This is a genomic window from Nioella sp. MMSF_3534, assembly GCF_030732985.1.
In the GTDB taxonomy this organism is placed as follows: domain Bacteria; phylum Pseudomonadota; class Alphaproteobacteria; order Rhodobacterales; family Rhodobacteraceae; genus Nioella.
Window position 1 is genome coordinate 23,154 of the sequence record NZ_JASHJX010000030.1, and the last position, 15,944, is coordinate 39,097.

Sequence of the window (15,944 nt, forward strand, 5' to 3'; positions counted from 1 at the left end):
TGTCAGAACGCGCGCTGCTGGCCATCGTAGCGAAAGAAATTCCCGGTGTCCTGAAGGGTCAGTCGCTCGGCGAGCGTCAGGATTCCCGCGGCCACGGTCTCTGGGTCCAGATCGGCCTCGGGGCCACCCATGTCGGTCCGCACCCAGCCCGGATCGACCAGCGCCACGGCAATGCCTTCGGGGGAAAGATCGGTCGCAAGCCCCTGCATCACCTTGTTCAGCGCCGCCTTCGACGCGCGGTAGGCGATGCGGTCCGATTTGGCATAGCCCATCCAGGCCATCAGGCTGGACACCGACAGGATGCGCGCTGCCGGTGCTGCGCGCAGATTGGGCAGAAGGGCTTGGGCAACCGCGAGCGGGGCCAGCGTGTTGACCGCCAGTGTCTGCGCAAAGCCCGCGAAATCCATGTCCAGCGTCGATTGCCGCGCGGGACCGATGATGCCGGCATTGTTGATCAGGATATCCACCGGGCCGATTGCGGCGGCAAAATCCGCCAGGGCCGCATGATCGGTCACGTCGATCACCGCCTGTGCCGCGCCCTCGGGCGCGTTGCCGTCGCGGGTTGTCACGGTAACGCGCCAGCCGCGTTCAAGCGCCATTTCAGCCATCTGACGACCGATGCCGCGGCTGCCGCCGGTGATGACGACATGAGTCGCCGGGGAGAGGTTGTTTTCGATCACGCGTCACCCTTGATCAGTTTGCGCCGCAGCCAGCCCGAGAGCTGATCCATGGCGATGACCATAAGCACGATAAGGATGATGTAATAGGTCACCTTTTCCCAATCCGCCGTGGTCTGGATCGCCTGTGTCAGCAACAGCCCGATCCCGCCGCCGACAATGGCCCCGATGATCGTAGCCGAGCGGGTGTTGGATTCGAAGAGATACAGCACCTGGCTCAGCAACACGGGCATCACCTGCGGGATGACACCAAACCGGTAGCCCTGCACCGCGTTCGCACCGGTTGAACGCACACCCTCGATCTGCTTGTCATCGACGTTTTCCAGCGCTTCCGAGAACATCTTGCCGAAACTGCCAGTGTCCGTGGTCAGGATCGCCAGCGCGCCAGTCATCGGGCCGGGGCCGAAGGCGCGGCTCAGGATGATGGTGAAGATCAGCGCATCGACGCCGCGCACGAAGTCGAAGATCCGGCGCACGACGAAGCGCACGGCCCTCGACGGCGCAAAATTCCCCGCCGCCAGGAAGGCCAGCGGTAAAGCCACGATCGCCGCGCCGAAGGTGCCCAGGAACGCCATGAGGATCGTTTCTCCGAGCGCCCAAATCACGTCCCCATGCCGCCATATGCCGTTATACCAGACGTCGTGCACCATCAGCGACAGGTTGCTGCGCGCCGGGTCGATCCGTTCGCCCTGCAGAACCGTCGAAACGACGTCGCCCACGCCCAGGCCCCAGAACGGGCTGGACAGGTCGAAGAAGAACAACTCCCACCCCGGAACATAGCGCAGGGTCTCGGTCCTCGAACGGGTCATCGACAGGCGCCCGGCCTCGGTTGTGATCGACACGCGGGTGTTCGAGGCGTTGATCCAATCGGGCAGGTTGTCGGTCGGCAGCTCCAGCTGGATGCCATCGTCGGACCAGATGCGGATCTGCCCATAGTCCGGGTGATCGTAGGTCACGTTCGGTCCGTCATAGGTCACTGAATGACCCAGAGGCAGCTCGATCCGCGCCGCATCGCCGTCGATCGTGATCCAGTCGGGGCGCTGGTCCTCGCTGAAGACCATGCGGCGCGAGCCTTCGATGGACGCCTCGATGTCGCCGCGCCGGTTGTCACGCGTGACATGGACCCGGTGCGAGACGGCATCGCTAAGCAGGATTGCGGCGTTGTCCAGCCGGGCGCGCGAGGCGATACCGGAAATGTCGAAGGCGAAGAAGATGTAGACGAAATAGGCAAGGATCACGCCCGGAATGACAAATGCCTGAATGCGCTTGCCACGGAAATGCGCGAGAACCTCGTCCCGCATTGCTGCGCTTGCGGCCATGATATCAGCCTCCGTAGGTCAGTCGGTTGCGGATCAGGCTGGACATCTGATCGAAAAAGACGATCGTCGCGAAAAGCACGATGAAGATGCCAGCCGCCTCGTCCAGCTTGCCCTGGCCGAACGTCATGGCGTTCTTGAGCTCATAGCCGATACCACCGGCCCCGACGAAGCCGAGGATTGCCGAGGCGCGGATATTGATCTCGAAGCGCAGCAGCGCATAGCTGAAATAGTTGGGCGCGACCTGCGGGATCACACCCAGCCACATGCGCTGGCCCCAGGTCGCGCCGACCGAGGCGAGGCCTTCGAGCGGTTTCCGGTCGACATTCTCGTTGACCTCGGAAAACAGCTTGCCCATTGCGCCTGCCGTGTGCAGCGCGATGGCGATGGCGGCAGGGACGGGACCGCCCCCCAGGACAAAGATCAGCACCAGTGCCACGACGATCTCGGGCACAGCGCGCAAGATGTCGGACAGCCGCCGAAACACACCGGTCAGGCGCGGCCACGGGGCCAGCCCGCGCGTCGCCAGCAGGGCCAGCATCATCCCGGCCAGCGTGCCGGTCAGGGTGGACACCGCGGCGATATTGACGGTCTCTAGCAGGGCAGGCAGCACATCGACGATATGGCCGGGCAGGTTCGCCGCCTTCTCGATGGCTTCGGACAGGACGGAGGCTGGAAAATCCGGCAGTTGCGGCAGCCCGTCGATGAACCCGCCCGCATTGCGGTCCTGCGCGATCTGGAAGCCCGAAATGAAGAGGACCACGAAGATCAGCAGCATGATCCCGGAATACATCCGCTTGCGGCGGGTCATCGCGAGATAGGACTCGCGGATTGAATCTGTGCCGCGGGGGGCGGAATCGCTGAGGGTCATGGGAAAGCCGGAGATAAGGGGGCCGGGCCCCGCATGGGTGGCGGGGCCCGGCGAGGGATCAGTTCATCTGTGCCTGACGGACGGCAATGATGGTCTCATAGGCTTCGTGGGTGATCGGCTCGAACCCTGCGGTTTCGCCAGCGGCGACGCCATAGGCGCAGTCGGGGTCGACGTCGATCAGGTTGGCCAGCAGCTCGGTCACGGTGTCACGAACGTCCTGCGGCAGCGAGGCGCGCAGCACGATCGGCCCCTCGGGGATCGGGCGCGACCGCCAGATTTCAACCAGATCGTTCATGTCCACCAGACCGGCGTCCACCGCGCGGCGCAGAGCGCCCGAATTGTAGCCGTCTTCCCAGGCGCCCAGGCCGTCGGCCCAGGTCACGCCGCCATCGACGCTGCCATTGTTGACCGCGATGATGGTCTGTTCGTGGCCGCCGGTGAACACGACCTCACCGAAGTAGTCGCCCGAGTCCATCGTGGCACCGGTGATCTGCGGGATCTCCACCGACGGGATCAGGAAGCCAGAGGTGGAGTTCGGATCGCCGAAGCCGAAGATGCGGCCCTGAAGGTCTTCCAGCGAGGTGATGCCGCTGTCGGCGCGGGCAAAGCCGATCGAGTGGTACGAGAACGACCCATCGAGGTTGGTCTTGACCAGAACCGGAATGACCGCTTCCGGATCGGCAAGGTAAGTCGCGGCATAGGACGAAGCGCCGAGCCAAGCGAAGTCCAGCGTGCCGCCAACGAGTCCCTGGATCACGCCATTGTAGTCGGCGGGGGTGAACAGGCGGGTCGGGACGCCGAGGGCTTCTTCGACATAGGCGCGGAAGCACTCGTTATTGGCCAGACGGTCCTGGGCGTTTTCGCCGCCCAGAAGGCCAATGTTGAATTCTGTTATTTCCTGGGCCTGGACCATGCCAGTCAGGATGGTGGTCAGGGCCAGAGCGGCGGCAAGCTTCTTCATCGGGTCTCTCCGTTGCGATGAGCGGCCCCGGACGGGGACCGGGGGTGGTAAACCGGGTTACTGGGCGGCCATGGCCAATTCGCGAACACGGGTCGCGGTCTGGCCGGGAATCGCGGTCGAGGTCGCTTCTTCGTTGAAACTCTCGTCCGCGCCGTAGATTTCACGCGCGGCATCGGTGGTCAGGTCGCTTGGCGGACCGTCGAAAACCAGAATACCGTCGCGCAGGCCGATCACCCGGTCGCAATAGCGGCGCGCGGTGTCCAGCGTGTGCAGGTTGGCGATGACCATCCGGCCATCCTCGGTGTTGATCTTCTTGAGCGTGTCCATCACCACCTGCGCGTTCATCGGGTCAAGGCTGGCAATGGGTTCATCCGCGAGGATGATCTTGGGGTCCTGCATCAGCGCACGGGCGATGGCGACGCGCTGTTGCTGGCCACCCGACAGCGCTTCGGCCCGCTTGGGGGCCTGCTCTGCGATGCCAAGCCGGTCGAGGATATCGAGCGCCTTCAGGATGTCTTCGCGGGACCACAGGTTGAACATCGTCGCCAGTGTCGAGCGGCGATTGAGCTGGCCATGCATAACGTTCGACGCCACGTCCAGCCGCGGAACAAGGTTGAATTGCTGGAAGATCATCGCGCACTGACTTTGCCAGGCGCGCGCCTCGGCCCCCCTGAGCGAGAGGATATCGCGGCCCTCGACAAGGATCTCGCCCGATGAGGCCTGTAGAAGACGATTCATCATGCGCAGGAAGGTCGATTTCCCAGCTCCCGAGCGCCCGATGATGCCTACGAATTGCGGCCGGTCGATGGAGAAACTGACGGCATCCACCGCCTTGCGATTGCCAAACACGCGTGTGACATTGCGGACTTCGAGCACCTGAACCCCCTGTGCGTTTTCGGGGTCCTTCTGTCTGCATGCCGTGACAGTCTCGCGTCATCACATTTACAGTTTTGTAAAATGTGCCCTCTTTCGCCGCATGTGTTCACCGGATTGGGTGCGCGCCAGCAAAGCACGGCACAGGATCGTGGGCGTTAGCGGATGACCTCGTTCCAGATATCCCGCCCCGTCGTGCCGCTGCGCCCTGAGGCGAGACAAATCCACGCGAAGAACGGACCCCGGTTGGATGGGGCGGATCGCTACCCGCTGCCGGCACCGCGCATGATATCCGGCAGTTCGCGGCGCAGGAAGGCGGCGAAGGCGTCGACCTGAGGCGGGTTGCCTCGTCTTTCGTGCATCAGAAGGCTGATTTCCGGCACCCCCGCGGTCCAGTCCGGCAGCAGGCGGCTCAGTCGCCCTGCCGCGACATCCTCGGCGCAGGCATAGGCGGGCAGGGCCACCACGCCGAGTCCTTCTGCGGCCGCTCGTTTGAGGGTGGCCATGTCATCGCTGCGCAGACGCGCGGCATATGGCACCGATGCGGTCCGTCCGTCAGGCCCCTGCAAGGACCAGGAGTTGCCTCCGGGGCGCCAGCCAAGCGCGAGTCCGGGCAGGCCTTCGAGGTCCGAGGGTGTGACCGCAGCCGCAACCTGTTGCGCAAGGCCCGGTGACCCGAACAGGTGCCAAGGGGTTTCCGTGATGCGCCGCTGGATCAGCCCGGAATCGGGCAACAGCCTGGCATGGCCCCGAATGGCGAGGTCGATGCCATCGCCGATCATGTCGGCATAATCGTTCGAGGCCTGTAGCCGCAGGACGACGCGCGGGTTTTCGGCCAGAAAGCGCGGCAGGATCCGGCCAAGCGCGAACTGCGCGACCCCGACCGAACAGGACAGGGTGACGGTGCCCTCCAACGCGTCCCTGTCTTTTCGCACCGCCGCTTCGGCGGCCATCATGCAATCCAGTGCCATCTTCGCATGACGGTAGTAGGCTTCGCCCGCTTCCGTCAGCGACATATGTCTCGAATCCCGGTTGAGCAGGCGCGTTCCAAGGGTTTCCTCAAGGGTTTTCACCTGTCGGCTGATCCGCGACTTTGGGATTCCCAATGCCCGAGCCGCCGCCGAGAAGCCCTGTTTTTCAACGACATGCACGAGGTAGTAGGCTTGGTTGAGGTCCATGGTCCGGCCTTCTCGATTGCGAGGTTCGTTCCAAATACAGAACGAAGGGTTCCAGAATCAACGGATTTTCGACACATCGTTCGGGGAATAGGTTCGTTCTCAGCAAAAGGAGGCGAACATGACTGTTCAACACAACGCTCGGACGACCATGCCCCCGGCCGCGATCACCGCGGTCCAGCACGGGGAGAAGATGAGCCGGGGCAAGGGTTTCAAGGCGCTCAGCTTCATCCATCGTCAGCTGGACGGGCTGATGGACCCGCTGATCATGGTCGACCATTTCACCATGACCGCGCCGACCTTCGCACCCCACGCGCATGCGGGGCTTTCGGCGGTGAGTGTGCTGTTCGAGGACAGCACCGGCAGCTTTCGCAACCGTGACTCGCTTGGCAACGACATCGAGCTGTCGCCCGGCGATCTCTACTGGCTGAAAGCCGCCCGCGGTGCGGTGCATGACGAGGCGCCTACGCCCGGTTCGCACACCCATGCCTTGCAAATCTTCGTCAACCTGCCCGCCGCACAGAAGCTTGACGCACCCGCTTCGCGTCACGTCGCCGCCGCGCAGATGCCGGTGATCGAAGGTCCGGGCCATCGGGTGCGGGTGATGACCGGCCAAAGCAACGGCGTCATTGGCGCGACCCCGCCCGCCTTGCCCCTCACGATCCTCGATATCTCCCTTCAGGCGGGCGGAAACTTCACCCATCGTGCCGATCGCCAAGACGCGGCCTGGCTGCACCTCATCCGCGGCGAGGTCGAGGTCGTGATCGACGGAACCCGCCACCGGCTGAGCGGCGACATGGCGCTGGCCACACATGGCGCCGGGGAGATCCGCCTGCAGAGCGGCGATGGCGGCCAAGCGGTCCTGCTTGGCGGCACCCCCTTGCGCGAACCCTTCGTGCAGAAAGGCCCCTTCGCGATGCGTGACGCGGATCAATTGGAGGCCGTCATCGCCGCCCACGCCGCCGGCGAGCTCGGCACCATCGACTGAGCGCCCCTACCTCCCGAACCGAAACCCCAACCAACCCTTCAAGACAAAAAGGAAAGCCTAATGAATTTCATCAATCCCGAACCGATGACGGCAGACACCACCGCGCTTGTTCTGGTCGACCACCAGGTCGGCCTGATGACCGGCGTGCGCGATTACCCGGTCGCCGAACTCAAGCACAATGTTGTCGGGCTGGCCAAGGCCGCCAAGGCCCTCGGGCTGCCGATTGTCACCACCACCACCTCTGCCAAGACGCTCTGGGGCCCCGCCTTTCCCGAGCTGGCCGCCGCACTGCCCGGACACGACTTCATCGACCGGACCTCGGTCAACGCCTGGGATGACCCGCGCGTCGCCGCGGCGATCGAGGCGACCGGGCGCAAGAACCTGATCTTCGCCGGTGTGTCGCTCGAAGTCTGCGCCGCCTTCCCGGCGATGACCGCGCAACGCAAGGGCTACAACGCCTATGTGGCGATGGATGCCTCGGGCACGTTCAACCAGACCAAGCGAGACACCGGTCTGCTGCGCCTGTCGCAGGCGGGCGTGGTCGTTGCCGACGGGGCCAGTCTGATGGTCGAGATCCTCGCCGACAATGCCCGCCCGGTCGCCCGTGAGGTCTACGGTGCCCTCCACATGGACTGGGCGGTGCTGGTCGGTCAGGTCCGCGACGGCGTGGAACCCGCCGACAGGGCGGCCTGATCTCGGCCAGGGCCACACCCGCTGGCAAGCCCCGGCAGAAAGCACGAGGCGGCGCTTCCCGTCCGTCGGAACCGCAAGGCGGATGCCGCCTCGTGATCGCCCATTTCAATTCAATCCTCCGATCCAGATAGGAGAATACCCATGAAAATCCTGGCTTTCGGTGCAAGTAACCGCAAGACCTCCATCAACAAGGCCTTGGCGCGGTTCACTGCCCAGTTGGTCCCCGATGCCGAGATAGAGGTCCTGGATCTAAGTGACTACGACCTGCCGATCTTCAGCGAGGATCTCGAAAGAGAGATCGGCAAACCCCAACCGGCAAAAGCGTTCTTCAACAAGATCGGGGCCGCTGACGCGGTGATCGTCTCCTTCGCGGAACATAACGGCTCCTATTCCGCCGCCTACAAGAACCTCTTTGATTGGGCGAGCCGGATTGATCAGAAAGTATTTCAGGACAAGCCCGCAGTCTTCCTGTCGACCTCACCGGGGCCCGGTGGCGCGGGCAGCGTGCTGGCGTCCGCGAAAGGCTCTGCCCGGTTCTTCGGGGTGGATCTCAGGGCGGCGGTTTCCGTGGCCAATTTCCACGATGTCTTCGATGCCGAATCCGGGCGCATCACGGAGCCAAACGCATTGGCCGACCTGACCGCCGCGGCCGAGGCCCTGGCCCTGCGGGAGGCCGCTTGACATGATGGATCGTCGGTACCTTCACAGGCTTTCGGGCTCTCTGGTCATGTCGTCTTTCATGTCCATGGCTTTGTCGGGTGTGTTCAGCCTTCTTGAACTCGGGGTCTCATGGTCGTGGCTGCTGGCTTGGGGGCAAAGCATCCTGATCGCCCTGCCGATCGCGTTCTCGCTGGACATGATGTTCGGAGACAAGCTCCGTCTTCTGTCGGGCAAGCTGGCCGACATGGCAGCAAGAGCCTGGCCATGATCGTTCTGGCCCGAGCAGGTGGCACAGGCTTTCCGAGCTTGGTGCAGTCCACAAGGCGTCCCCCGGTCCAGCCAATGGATCGCACCGTCAGAACACGCGTCGAACGGCCAGCGGTCGGGGTCTACCAGCGGGGGTCGTCGATCCCACCTGAGAAACGGCGCGGCATCAGCCCCGCCTGAAACCAGCTGACGAAACTGTAGATCGACCAGACCGGCAGGCCGGTGGCGGCGCGGATATCGGCGGCATAGGGCACCATATTGGTGCATTCCAGCACGATGCCGCCGACGTCCGGGTGTTTGTCTGTCAGCTCGGTCGCGGCGTCGAGCAGGTCGAGCCGGCAGGCCTCGAAATCGATCTCTGGCGCATCGCCGAGGATATCGCGGGTGAAAGCACGCCCGTTTTCGGTGCCCATCACCGGCGTATCCAGCGCCACGCCCGCCGCTTTCAGGTGTTCGGGGCTGAGCGTGCCTGCCGAGACTGTCAATATGCCGACCCTCTTGCCCGGCGGCAGCAGCCGTTCCACCAGCGGCACCTGCATCAGCGACGAGGTCGCCACCGGCACGCCAAGCGCCGCCGCCATGTCACCTTGCAACAGCGACAGGAACCCGCAATTCGTCGTGATCCCGTCGCATCCCATAGCCACCAGATCCTGCGCGGCGGCGATGAAATCCTGCACCCGGTCCAGCGGCGCACCGCGCACGATATTGTCGGGCGTGGCCCCGCGCACCACCCGGAAATGCACCGGGAAGGGCCAGGTCAGCGCGTTGCCGATATCGCCGGGGATGCGGGGGAACTGCGTTTCCAGCATCAATATGCCGACGCTTGCCCCGTAAACCGTCTTGCCGCCGCGTGTGGTCATGTCAGCCTGCCTGAACGTAGATGTGAGAGAATGCCTCGCGCACGGCGCGGGTCGCGTCTTCCTTGCGCAGCTCGATATGGGCGCGCAGGGTGGCCAGCGCACGGCGCTCGTCACGGTCGGCCAGCGCGTCGAGAATGGCGCGGTGTGCCGACATGCGGATGGCCGCGCCGCGTTCCATGTTCAGCCCGATCATCCGCACATAGCGGATGCGTCCGTTGATATTGTCGAGCATATTGGTCAGTTCGGCGTTCCGCGACAGACGGGCGAGGGACATGTGAAAGGCTTCGTCCATGTCGAGCAGCGCGATACGGTCGGTGGCCGAGTTATATAGCGGCTCAGAGCGGTCGAGGTCGTCCCTGAGCGCGCGGATATCGGTGTCCGAGGCGCGGGTCAGGGCCAGCCGCATCGCCTCGCATTCCACCGCCGCGCGGGCCTCGTAGAGGTCTAGGATACGCTCCGGCGTCAGAGATCGGCAGAAGAAGCCCTGACCGCCGGTGAAGGTCAGAAAGCCCTCTGACACCAGCCGGTTCAGCGCCTCGCGTAGCGGAGTACGGCTGACCGAGAGGCGTTTTGCCATCTCGCCTTCGCGAATGCGTTCATCGGGCTTGATCTCGAACTCCGCCGCCATGCGCCGAAGCTGCGCGGTGATGCGGTCGACATTGCTTTCGGGTTTGGGGGCGGGGTCGGTCATTTCAGCGGCTCTTTCCGGCGTTCTGTCGGCACAGTGATATTTCGGGTTGAGTTTTGCAAGATATTTTGAGCTGTATACAGCGTGAAATACGAATCCGGGAGGGTGTGACAGATGACCAACCAGATGAACGGGGCCGAGGCGCTGGTGAAGATGCTGGAGGCGCAGGGGGTGCGGCATGTGTTCGGGCTGTGCGGTGATACGAGCCTGCCTTTCTATGACGCGATGCGCGGCATGGATCACGGTATCACCCATGTGCTGACCCGCGATGAACGCTCCGCGACCTACATGGCCGATGCCTATGCCCGCGTGACGGGGCACCCCGGTGTCTGCGAGGGGCCGTCGGGGGGCGGTGCGACCTATATTCTGCCGGGGCTGATCGAGGCCTCGGAAAGCAGCTATTCGGTTCTGGCGATCACCTCGGATATCTCGGTCGGGACCTACGGGAAATACCCGCTGACCGAGGTCGATCAGGACGCGCTGATGCGGCCCTTGACCAAATGGAACACGGTCATCAAGCAGGCGGTGCATATTCCCCGCATGGTGCGCGGCGCGTTCCGGGCGATGACCACGGGCCGCCCCGGCGCGGCGCATCTGGGGCTGCCCTATGACATCCAGTATGACCCGGTTGATCCCTCCGATATCTGGGCCGATCCTGCCACCCATACCTTCCCCGCCTACCGGCAGGGGCCAGAACCCGGCGCGGCGGAGGCGGCGGTCGACGCGATCCTGTCGGCGAAACAGCCATTGATCGTCTGCGGCGGAGGCGTTGTCATCTCCGGCGCGTGGGAAGAACTGGCGCGGTTGGCGGAACGGCTGGATATTCCGGTGGCGACGTCGATTTCCGGGCAGGGGAGCCTTGCGGACAGCCACCCCAACATGCTCGGTGTCGTCGGGTCGAACGGCGGCACGGATGAGACATGGGAGGCGATGGAAGCTGCCGATCTGGTGGTGTTCATGGGCATCCGGGCCGGGTCCACCACCACGGCCCGGTGGGAAGCGCCGAAACCCGGCACACGCATCGTGCATTTCGACAGCGATCCGATGGTGATCGGGGCGAACTATCCGACCGAGGTGGGCGTCGTGGGCGACCTGCGCCTGTCGCTGGCCGAGGTGAATTCGGTTCTCGACGGGCGTGAAGTGATGGGGTTTGGCGGGGCCTTGGTGGTGGCCGAGCGCAAGGCGCGCAAATTCGCGCGGTTCCGGGCTTTGGCCGAAAGCGATGAGGCCCCAATCCGGCCCGAGCGGGTGATTGCCACCCTGAACCGGCTTTTGCCGCCCGATGCCACCATCGTCTCGGACCCCGGCACCAGCTGCCCCTATATGTCGGCCTATTACCAGCAGGACCTGCCGGGGCGTTTCTTCATCACCAACCGGGCACACGGGGCGCTTGGCTATTCCTTGTCCGCGTCTTTGGGGGCCTGGTACGGGCGGCCCGCGTCCAAGACCGTGGCGCTGATGGGGGACGGGTCTTTCGGCTTCACGGCGGGCGAGCTGGAAACCGTGACGCGCCATCGCGCGCCGATCACCTTCGTGGTCTTCTCCAACGCCAATTTCGGATGGATCAAGGCCAGCCAGATGGCCGACAAGGGCGCGCGCTATTACAACGTGGATTTCGACCGGGTGGATCATGCGGCGGTGGCGGCGGCCTATGGGGTGAAATCCTGGCGGGTGGAAGACCCTGCTGAGCTCGACAAGGTGATGACCGAGGCGATTGCCCATGACGGGCCGACATTGGTCGATGTGGTGGTGCAACCGCTGGAGGAAGCCGCCGCGCCTGTCAGAAGGTGGATGGGCTGAGCCGGGCGGGGGGAAGCGGCTTGCAAGCCGCTTGAAAGGGCCTTGCAAGGCCCTTCCCCCGCGCCCAGATCAGCCGTTTGTGCCGGGGCTGCAATCGTAGGGCTTCAGCTCCTCCAATAGCAGCGCCAGGAACTCCTGCCCGACCGCCGACATGGGCCGGGTGCGCGAGGTGATCACCGCCATGTCCATCAGGATGCGCGGGCGAAAGGGGCGGGTGATGAAGCCGCCCTCGAAGTCGAAATGCAGCGCGAAAGGGTCCAGAACGGCAACCCCCATGCCTTCCTTCACGAAGCTGAGCAGGTTCTTGAACAGGTGTGAGTGGACGCGCGTCCGCAGGGGGATGCCCGCGTTGTGAAACGCTTCCCTCGTGCGCCTGTGGGTCATGTGTTCCGGCCCCATGACGATGAAGGGCGTACCATCCAGAAGTTCCGGCGTCAGCACCTCATGCTCGGCAAGCGGGCTGTCCTCGGGCAGGGCCAGCAGGGTTTCGATCTGCAGGGGATGCACATTCAGTGCGTCATGCAGCAGCGGCAATTCGCAAATCCCGATCTCGAAGAGGCCCGATTGCACCCATTCCTGGATCTTCACCGAATATTGCGACTGGAAGGAAATCGACATGTCGGGCCGGTCCCTGGCGAAACGGGCAATCAGCCGGGGCATGAAGCCGAAGGACATGGAATGCTGCGAGGCGACCTGAAGTTGGCCCGCTTGTTTGTTCTGCAGGTCGACAACCGCCTGGCTGACATGGTCGAGCCCGCGCACCACGGTGTCGACCTCCTGGTAGAGCACTTCCGCTTCGGGCGTCGGCACCAGACGGCCGCGCACCCGTTCGAACAGTTTGAACCGGGTCTGGCGTTCCAGTTGCGACAGGAGGTTCGAAATGCCGGGCTGCGAAATGCCAAGCTGATCGGCGGCGGCGGTGACCGTGCCGGTCTCGACAATGGCGTGAAAGGCCTGAAGCTGGCGGAAGCGGAGGGACATGCCCCACCTCATCATTTTTTCTGATGAAGGATAGATAAATGAATATTGGAAATGATGGAATAGGGGCGGCAGGGTGGACCAAGGGAAATATGGGGACAGCATGTCGACCTGGGACCAGACGATCACGGGAATGGACCTGTGGCATCTCGCGCTGCCGGTGAATGCGCGGCGCGACCATGGCATCGGCTCGGTGGAGCATGTCGTGGATATTGTGGTGCTGCGTCTGGTGACCGAGGGCGGGCTGCAGGGCTGGGGCGAGGCAAGCCCCTGGGTGGTGTTCACCGGCTCTGCCGAGGCGACCTATGCGGCGCTGGACCGCTATTTCCGGCCCCTCGTCGTGGGGCGTAAACTGTCGGACCGGGCGCGGATCATGGCGGACGCTCAGTACGCGGTGGCCCATTGCACCGAGGCCAAGGCGGCGCTGGAAACGGCCCTGCTGGATCTTATGGGTAAGGCGGCGGGGCTGCCGGTGTCGGAGCTGCTTGGCGGCACCTATCGCGCGCGCATTCCGCTGTCCTGTTCGATCGCCGACCCCGATTTCGACCGCGACCTTGTCCTGATGGACCGGCTGCGCGCCGATGGGGTGCGGATCATCAAGCTGAAAACCGGGTTCAAGGATCATGCGTTCGACATGATGCGGCTGGAGCGGTTGCGCGCGGACTATCCGGAGTTCGATATCCGCGTGGACTATAACCAGGGGTTGCATCATGACGTGGCCCTGGCCTGCGTGCGGGATGTGGCGACGTTCCGGCCCACCTTCATCGAACAACCCGTGAAGGCGCATCTGCGGGAGTTGATGGCGCGGATCAGGGGGGAGATCGATGTGCCCCTGCTGGCGGATGAGAGCGTTTTCGGGCCGGAGGACATGGCGCTTGGCCTGTCCATGGGGATTGCTGACGGGGTCTCCATCAAGATCATGAAATCGGGCGGACTGAGCCGCGCGCAGACCGTGGCGCGGATGGCGGCGGCCTCTGGCCTGTCGGCCTATGGCGGCGACATGTTCGAGGCGGGGATCGCCCATCTGGCGGGGGCCCACATGATCGCGGCGACGCCCGAGATCACGCTTGGCTGCGAGTTCTACCAGGCGAGTTACTTCCTCGTTGAGGATGTGCTGGCGACGCCCTTCCCGGTCGAAAATGGAGAAGTGGTGCTGCCGACCGGCCCCGGCCTTGGCATCGACCCGAACCCGGATGTGTTGGAGAAATACCGGCGGAGGGCAAGGGGATGAGCCTAGTAGGTCGTCGCGGCGCGGGCCGCCTGATCGTATTGCCCGGACATGAGGCGCAAAAGCGTGCTCAGCCGCGAAATCTGCTCGGGCTCGAACCCAAGCTCATGCACCGCGCGCAGAAGCAGCGCCTCGCGAATATCCCGGTAGCGTTCGCAGGCCGCCGCCCCCGCCTCGGTCGCCGTCACGGTCTTTTCCTTGCCCTGCCGGCCCTCGCGTACCAGCCCCGCCTTGGCGAGCTTCTTGATCGCGTAGTTCACCGTGTGGGTGTCCTCGATGCCAAGGCCAAGGCAGAGATCGGCCAGCGTCTTGGCGCGGCCCCTGTGGTGGACGGAATGCATCACCTGCACCTCCAGCGCCGACATGTCCGGGTGCCCGGACGCCGCCATCGCACGCATCATCCAGCGCTGGAAGGCGTTGTTGGCCAGGGTCAGCCCATACTCGAATTCCGAGATCTGCGGAAAGCTGCCATCGGCGAGATGGGCAGAGGAAACAACGGGGCCAGGATCAGTGTGTGACATGTCTTCAAACTGCGCCTTTCTGATAAATTGTCAACAAAATGTTGACGTATTATCAATTAGCGGCAAAGCTTACCCTAGGGAATCGCCCGAAACCGGCGATTTTGCCCGAAACCGGATGGGAGGATGTCCCGCATGAGCGGTCGCATCGTTGTCATAGGCGCAGGTATTGTCGGCGTGTCCGCCGCGATCTGGCTGCGCCGGGCCGGGCGCGAGGTGATGCTGGTGGACCGGGGCGATCCGGGGCAGGGGACGTCTTACGGCAATGCCGGGGTGCTGGCGTCTTGTGCCATCGTGCCGGTGACCACGCCGGGGCTGATTGCCAAGGGGCCGGGTTACCTGATGGACCCCAATTTCCCGCTCTTCATGCGCTGGTCCTATGTGCCGCGGATGATCCCCTGGCTGGTGAAATACCTGGGCCACGCCAATGACCGCGATACGCGGCGCATTGCCGGAGGGATCAACGGCGTGATCGGCGACAGTGTCGATCAGCATTTGGCTTTGGCGCGGGGCACGCGGGCCGAGGAATGGGTGGTCGAAAGCGATTACACCTTCGCCTATGCCGACCGCGCGGCGTTCGAGAAGGACAGCTATGTCTGGACCCTGCGCCGCGAAGGCGGCTTCGTGCCCGAGCTGATCGAAGGCGCGGCGGTGCATGAGTATCAGGACTGCTTTTCCGACAAGGTCGGCTGTCTGGCGGTCATGAAGAACCACGGCTTCATCCGCGATCCGGGCGGATACGTGGCGGCGCTGGCCGAGGAGTTCAAGGCGCTCGGTGGCACGTTCCGCAAGGCCGACGTCAAGGATTTCACACTGACCGATGGCAAGGTCAGCGCGGTGCAGACCACGGAAGGTGAGATCGCCTGCGATCAGGTGGTTCTGACCACGGGTGTCTGGTCAAAACCCCTGATGAAAAAGCTTGGCATCACCGTGCCGATTGAAACCGAACGCGGCTATCACATCGTGTTCGAGAACGCGACCGGCGGGCCGACGGTGCCGGTGATGGTCGCCAGCGGAAAATTTGTCGCCACACCAATGGCTCAGGGCGTAAGATGCGCGGGCGTGGTGGAATTTGGCGGGCTGGACGCAGGGCCATCGAAAGCACCGTTCGAGCTGCTGAGACGGCAGGTGGCAGAGACCTTCCCCAAGCTCAAGGCCACGGATGAGATCGAATGGCAGGGCCACCGCCCGGCGCCCACGGACAGCCTGCCGCTGATCGGTGAGGTGCGGGGAACCGGCGTCTTCGCGGGCTTTGGCCACCACCATATCGGCCTGACGGGCGGGCCGAAAACCGGGCGTTGGCTGGCGCAGATGATCACGGGCCAGCGGCCCAATACCGACATGACCCCCTACGACCCACAACGGTTCGCAGGGTGACCCGAGATAACAAG

At 64.0% G+C, this 15,944-nt stretch carries 17 protein-coding genes; 7 read left to right on the top strand and 10 right to left on the bottom strand.

The window, feature by feature from the left end:
- Positions 1-2: 2 nt before the first annotated feature.
- The 6 genes from RBB16_RS13280 to RBB16_RS13305 all read right to left on the bottom strand — a co-directional run bounded on the left by RBB16_RS13280 (position 3) and on the right by RBB16_RS13305 (position 5,876).
- Positions 3-680 carry an SDR family NAD(P)-dependent oxidoreductase gene (locus RBB16_RS13280; RefSeq protein WP_306046629.1) on the bottom strand — a complete coding sequence of 226 codons (678 nt, stop codon included), beginning with the start codon at positions 678-680 and terminating at the stop codon, positions 3-5.
- Positions 677-1,996 (bottom strand): phosphonate ABC transporter, permease protein PhnE, encoded by a 1,320-nt coding sequence (gene phnE, locus RBB16_RS13285; RefSeq protein ID WP_306046630.1) that lies wholly within the window; start codon positions 1,994-1,996, stop codon positions 677-679. Before phnE (RBB16_RS13285) ends, RBB16_RS13280 begins: the two co-directional genes overlap by 4 nt.
- A 4-nt stretch (positions 1,997-2,000) precedes the next feature.
- Positions 2,001-2,864, bottom strand: a complete 864-nt coding sequence (gene phnE, locus RBB16_RS13290; protein ID WP_306046631.1) for a phosphonate ABC transporter, permease protein PhnE — start codon at positions 2,862-2,864, stop codon at positions 2,001-2,003.
- A 58-nt stretch (positions 2,865-2,922) separates the two neighbouring features.
- Positions 2,923-3,825, bottom strand: a complete 903-nt coding sequence (gene phnD, locus RBB16_RS13295; protein WP_306046632.1) for a phosphonate ABC transporter substrate-binding protein — start codon at positions 3,823-3,825, stop codon at positions 2,923-2,925.
- 57 nt (positions 3,826-3,882) lie between these two features.
- The gene (gene phnC / locus RBB16_RS13300) at positions 3,883-4,701 is read right to left on the bottom strand and encodes a phosphonate ABC transporter ATP-binding protein (RefSeq protein ID WP_306046633.1); all 819 of its coding nucleotides are present in this window, start codon (positions 4,699-4,701) and stop codon (positions 3,883-3,885) included.
- Between the two features lie 260 nt (positions 4,702-4,961).
- A complete protein-coding gene (locus tag RBB16_RS13305) occupies positions 4,962-5,876 on the bottom strand; it encodes a LysR substrate-binding domain-containing protein (RefSeq protein ID WP_306046634.1) in 915 nt (304 codons plus the stop codon).
- A gap of 118 nt (positions 5,877-5,994) precedes the next feature.
- Between RBB16_RS13305 and RBB16_RS13310 the strand changes: the two genes are divergently transcribed.
- The 4 genes from RBB16_RS13310 to RBB16_RS13325 all read left to right on the top strand — a co-directional run bounded on the left by RBB16_RS13310 (position 5,995) and on the right by RBB16_RS13325 (position 8,482).
- Entirely contained in the window at positions 5,995-6,861 is an 867-nt protein-coding gene (locus tag RBB16_RS13310) for a pirin family protein (RefSeq protein ID WP_306046635.1), read from the top strand.
- A gap of 60 nt (positions 6,862-6,921) precedes the next feature.
- Entirely contained in the window at positions 6,922-7,554 is a 633-nt protein-coding gene (locus tag RBB16_RS13315) for an isochorismatase family protein (protein ID WP_306046636.1), read from the top strand.
- Between the two features lie 141 nt (positions 7,555-7,695).
- Entirely contained in the window at positions 7,696-8,235 is a 540-nt protein-coding gene (locus RBB16_RS13320; protein WP_306046637.1) for an NAD(P)H-dependent oxidoreductase, read from the top strand.
- 1 nt (position 8,236) lies between these two features.
- Positions 8,237-8,482, top strand: a complete 246-nt coding sequence (locus RBB16_RS13325; RefSeq protein ID WP_306046638.1) for a DUF2798 domain-containing protein — start codon at positions 8,237-8,239, stop codon at positions 8,480-8,482.
- Between the two features lie 121 nt (positions 8,483-8,603).
- Here RBB16_RS13325 and RBB16_RS13330 read toward each other — a convergent pair whose 3' ends face one another.
- Together RBB16_RS13330 and RBB16_RS13335 are read right to left on the bottom strand one after the other, a co-directional pair.
- On the bottom strand, positions 8,604-9,341 hold the full coding sequence (locus RBB16_RS13330; protein WP_306046639.1) for an aspartate/glutamate racemase family protein: 738 nt from the start codon (positions 9,339-9,341) through the stop codon (positions 8,604-8,606).
- Between the two features lies 1 nt (position 9,342).
- Complete coding sequence (locus RBB16_RS13335; RefSeq protein WP_306046640.1) at positions 9,343-10,032, bottom strand: GntR family transcriptional regulator; 690 nt, start codon at positions 10,030-10,032, stop codon at positions 9,343-9,345.
- 111 nt (positions 10,033-10,143) lie between these two features.
- On the opposite strand from RBB16_RS13335, the gene RBB16_RS13340 reads away from it, so the two are divergent.
- Positions 10,144-11,829, top strand: coding sequence for a thiamine pyrophosphate-binding protein (locus RBB16_RS13340; protein ID WP_306046641.1), 1,686 nt, complete (start codon positions 10,144-10,146; stop codon positions 11,827-11,829).
- Between the two features lie 69 nt (positions 11,830-11,898).
- On the opposite strand, the gene RBB16_RS13345 is transcribed toward RBB16_RS13340, so the two are convergent.
- Positions 11,899-12,810: a LysR family transcriptional regulator gene (locus RBB16_RS13345; protein ID WP_306046642.1), complete on the bottom strand. Its 912-nt coding sequence runs from the start codon at positions 12,808-12,810 to the stop codon at positions 11,899-11,901.
- Positions 12,811-12,910: 100 nt separating this feature from the next.
- Here RBB16_RS13345 and RBB16_RS13350 point away from each other — a divergent pair, with 100 nt between their 5' ends.
- Complete coding sequence (locus RBB16_RS13350) at positions 12,911-14,038, top strand: enolase C-terminal domain-like protein (protein ID WP_306046643.1); 1,128 nt, start codon at positions 12,911-12,913, stop codon at positions 14,036-14,038.
- A 2-nt stretch (positions 14,039-14,040) separates the two neighbouring features.
- On the opposite strand, the gene RBB16_RS13355 is transcribed toward RBB16_RS13350, so the two are convergent.
- Positions 14,041-14,556 (bottom strand): winged helix DNA-binding protein, encoded by a 516-nt coding sequence (locus tag RBB16_RS13355; RefSeq protein ID WP_306046644.1) that lies wholly within the window; start codon positions 14,554-14,556, stop codon positions 14,041-14,043.
- 132 nt (positions 14,557-14,688) lie between these two features.
- Between RBB16_RS13355 and RBB16_RS13360 the strand changes: the two genes are divergently transcribed.
- A complete protein-coding gene (locus RBB16_RS13360) occupies positions 14,689-15,930 on the top strand; it encodes an FAD-dependent oxidoreductase (RefSeq protein ID WP_306046645.1) in 1,242 nt (413 codons plus the stop codon).
- Positions 15,931-15,944: the final 14 nt, after the last annotated feature.

Bases quoted from the DNA above. Each gene is read 5' to 3' on its own strand.
- phnE (WP_306046630.1), bottom strand. From the start codon at position 1,996: ATGGCCGCAAGCGCAGCAATGCGGGACGAGGTTCTCGCGCATTTCCGT.
- phnE (WP_306046631.1), bottom strand. From the start codon at position 2,864: ATGACCCTCAGCGATTCCGCCCCCCGCGGCACAGATTCAATCCGCGAG.
- phnD (WP_306046632.1), bottom strand. From the start codon at position 3,825: ATGAAGAAGCTTGCCGCCGCTCTGGCCCTGACCACCATCCTGACTGGC.
- RBB16_RS13305 (WP_306046634.1), bottom strand. From the start codon at position 5,876: ATGGACCTCAACCAAGCCTACTACCTCGTGCATGTCGTTGAAAAACAG.
- RBB16_RS13310 (WP_306046635.1), top strand. From the start codon at position 5,995: ATGACTGTTCAACACAACGCTCGGACGACCATGCCCCCGGCCGCGATC.
- RBB16_RS13315 (WP_306046636.1), top strand. From the start codon at position 6,922: ATGAATTTCATCAATCCCGAACCGATGACGGCAGACACCACCGCGCTT.
- RBB16_RS13320 (WP_306046637.1), top strand. From the start codon at position 7,696: ATGAAAATCCTGGCTTTCGGTGCAAGTAACCGCAAGACCTCCATCAAC.
- RBB16_RS13325 (WP_306046638.1), top strand. From the start codon at position 8,237: ATGATGGATCGTCGGTACCTTCACAGGCTTTCGGGCTCTCTGGTCATG.
- RBB16_RS13330 (WP_306046639.1), bottom strand. From the start codon at position 9,341: ATGACCACACGCGGCGGCAAGACGGTTTACGGGGCAAGCGTCGGCATA.
- RBB16_RS13335 (WP_306046640.1), bottom strand. From the start codon at position 10,032: ATGACCGACCCCGCCCCCAAACCCGAAAGCAATGTCGACCGCATCACC.
- RBB16_RS13340 (WP_306046641.1), top strand. From the start codon at position 10,144: ATGACCAACCAGATGAACGGGGCCGAGGCGCTGGTGAAGATGCTGGAG.
- RBB16_RS13345 (WP_306046642.1), bottom strand. From the start codon at position 12,810: ATGTCCCTCCGCTTCCGCCAGCTTCAGGCCTTTCACGCCATTGTCGAG.
- RBB16_RS13350 (WP_306046643.1), top strand. From the start codon at position 12,911: ATGTCGACCTGGGACCAGACGATCACGGGAATGGACCTGTGGCATCTC.
- RBB16_RS13355 (WP_306046644.1), bottom strand. From the start codon at position 14,556: ATGTCACACACTGATCCTGGCCCCGTTGTTTCCTCTGCCCATCTCGCC.
- RBB16_RS13360 (WP_306046645.1), top strand. From the start codon at position 14,689: ATGAGCGGTCGCATCGTTGTCATAGGCGCAGGTATTGTCGGCGTGTCC.